The organism is Undibacterium sp. TJN19 (assembly GCF_049339485.1).
Taxonomy (GTDB): domain Bacteria; phylum Pseudomonadota; class Gammaproteobacteria; order Burkholderiales; family Burkholderiaceae_D; genus Undibacterium.
The window spans coordinates 1-2,085 of sequence record NZ_JBMPPL010000037.1 but is presented as its reverse complement, the minus strand read 5'-3'; the positions used below and the strand labels follow the sequence as shown (position 1 = coordinate 2,085).

Sequence of the window (2,085 nt, the reverse complement as noted above, 5' to 3'; positions counted from 1 at the left end):
TGCACGCCCAACTTGTGAAGCAATATCCCTGCCTTTCGAGCTATGATGAAGATGATCAGGATAGAGATGACTGCCCATGGTCAGATGGTCCACTGATCAATAATTTTGGTTCGCAAATGGCGATGTTAGGTATTAGCAATCATCAGGATGAGGTATTAGCTTTTATACTTTTGTGCAGTGGAAAATTAGGCCTTACTGTCTTTGACCCGCAAGAAGGGGTGGTATATCAGCCGAATGATGTGCAGGCCATTGCATATATTCAAAAGCAACAGCAGCTTGCAGCACAAAAGCGCCCCTGGAGTGGAAAAGTGGTGATTGACACCGTATTAGCGCATGTTGAACCTTTATTGGCCAAGCACGGTTTTGTCTTGAAGAAGAGTCGGGCAGGTTTTACACGACATTTTGAAGGGGGCAATCAATACATTGGATTCTCTATACTTAATTACAATCCAGAATTTCAATTCTCTTATGCAGTCTCGGTCAATCTTGACGCCGTAAGTGCGCTAGATAAAAAGATTTACGGACCTGAATCGGATTGTACTACCATGCATTCAAACAGGGAAAGAATGACAGGGGTAAAACCCAGGCCAAAGGTTGAAAATTTTGAAGAGTTCCCCCCATTGCTGGATGAATTGAGTGAGCAGTTAGAAAAAATAGTGTTGCCTTTTCTGGACCAATGTCGTGATCCGGTTGGAGTCGATCAAAAGATGAATCCCCCTATTTTGCCTGGTTACGATCGAAGTGAACGAATGGAATATTGCGCCTTAATGGTTGCATGGCTTGCGAATAATCCCAATTTTTTAGGCCTGGTGGATTATTATCGCAATATTACCAAGGGGCAATTTCAAGCCTACCGGGATCAATTCGAACAGGCTGCCAGCTATTTGCTCCAGCAAAAAAATGAGGAATGAAGCATGGCTTTTGTCGTTGAACTGTGCGAGTGTCTTAAATAAGAGGGCCATATCTTCAGACTGATAAAAATTGTCTTAATTCGATCTGTCAACAGACGTGCGTTCAAAATCTAATCCATACCCGCCATGAGCTATACGATAGAAATATTTGCCAACCCCTTGCCACAAGAAAGACAACAAGCATTGGCCGAAGCTGCGCATATCAAAGAAGACTATCTGCAAGAAAGCGGCAAGATACATCCGTCCCTGCGTAAATTGCACGCCCAACTTGTAAAGCAATATCCCTGCCTTTCGAGCTATGATGAAGATGATCAGGATCAAGAGGACTGCCCATGGTCAGATGGACCCTTGATCAATAATTTTGGTTCGCAAATGGCGATGTTGGGTATCAGCAATCATCAGGATGAGGTATTAGCATTTATAATTTTGTGCAGTGGAAAATTAGGTCTTACTGTCATTGACCCACAAGAAGGGGTGGTATATCAGCCAAATGATATGCAGGCCATTGCATATATTCAAAAGCAACAGCAGCTTGCAGCACAAAAGCGCCCTTGGAGTGGAAAAGTAGTGAGGGACACCGTGTTAGCGCATGTTGCGCCTTTAATGGCTCGACATGGGTTTGTCTTGAAGAAGAGTCAGTCAGGTTTTGTGCGACGTTTTGAAGGGGGTAATCATTACATTGGATTCTCCATACTTAATTACAATCCAGAATTTCAATTCTCTTATGCGGTCTCGGTCAATCTTGACGCCGTAAGTGCGCTAGATAAAAAGATTTACGGAGCTGAATCGGATTGTACTACCATGCATTCAAACAGGGAAAGAATGACAGGGGTAAAACCCAGGCCAAAGGTTGAAAATTTTGAAGAGTTTCCCCCATTGCTGGATGAATTGAGTGAGCAATTAGAAAAAATAGTGTTGCCTTTTCTGGACCAATGTCGTGATCCGGTTGGGGTTGATCAGAAAATGAATCCGCCTATTTTGCCTGGTTACGATCGAAGTGAACGAATGGAGCGCCGCGCTTTAATGGTGGCATGGCTTGCGAATAACCCCAATTTTTTAGGCCTGGTGGATTATTATCGTGACTATATCAAAGGGTATTCTCAAGATTATCGCGATCATCTTGAGCAGGCGATCAGCTATTTACTCCAGCACAAAAATGAGGAATGAAACATGG

Annotated in this window: 2 protein-coding genes; both read left to right on the top strand. The window is 43.4% G+C overall.

What is annotated here, in order from left to right:
* Positions 1-911, top strand: a 911-nt coding sequence (locus tag ACO0LH_RS28370; RefSeq protein ID WP_422944505.1) for a hypothetical protein, incomplete at its 5' end; no start/stop codon positions are given.
* Between the two features lie 126 nt (positions 912-1,037).
* Positions 1,038-2,078, top strand: a complete 1,041-nt coding sequence (locus tag ACO0LH_RS28365; protein WP_422944504.1) for a hypothetical protein — start codon at positions 1,038-1,040, stop codon at positions 2,076-2,078.
* Positions 2,079-2,085 lie beyond the last annotated feature (7 nt).

Coding starts and splice junctions, on each gene's coding strand:
- ACO0LH_RS28365 (WP_422944504.1), top strand. CDS start 1,038: ATGAGCTATACGATAGAAATATTTGCCAACCCCTTGCCACAAGAAAGA.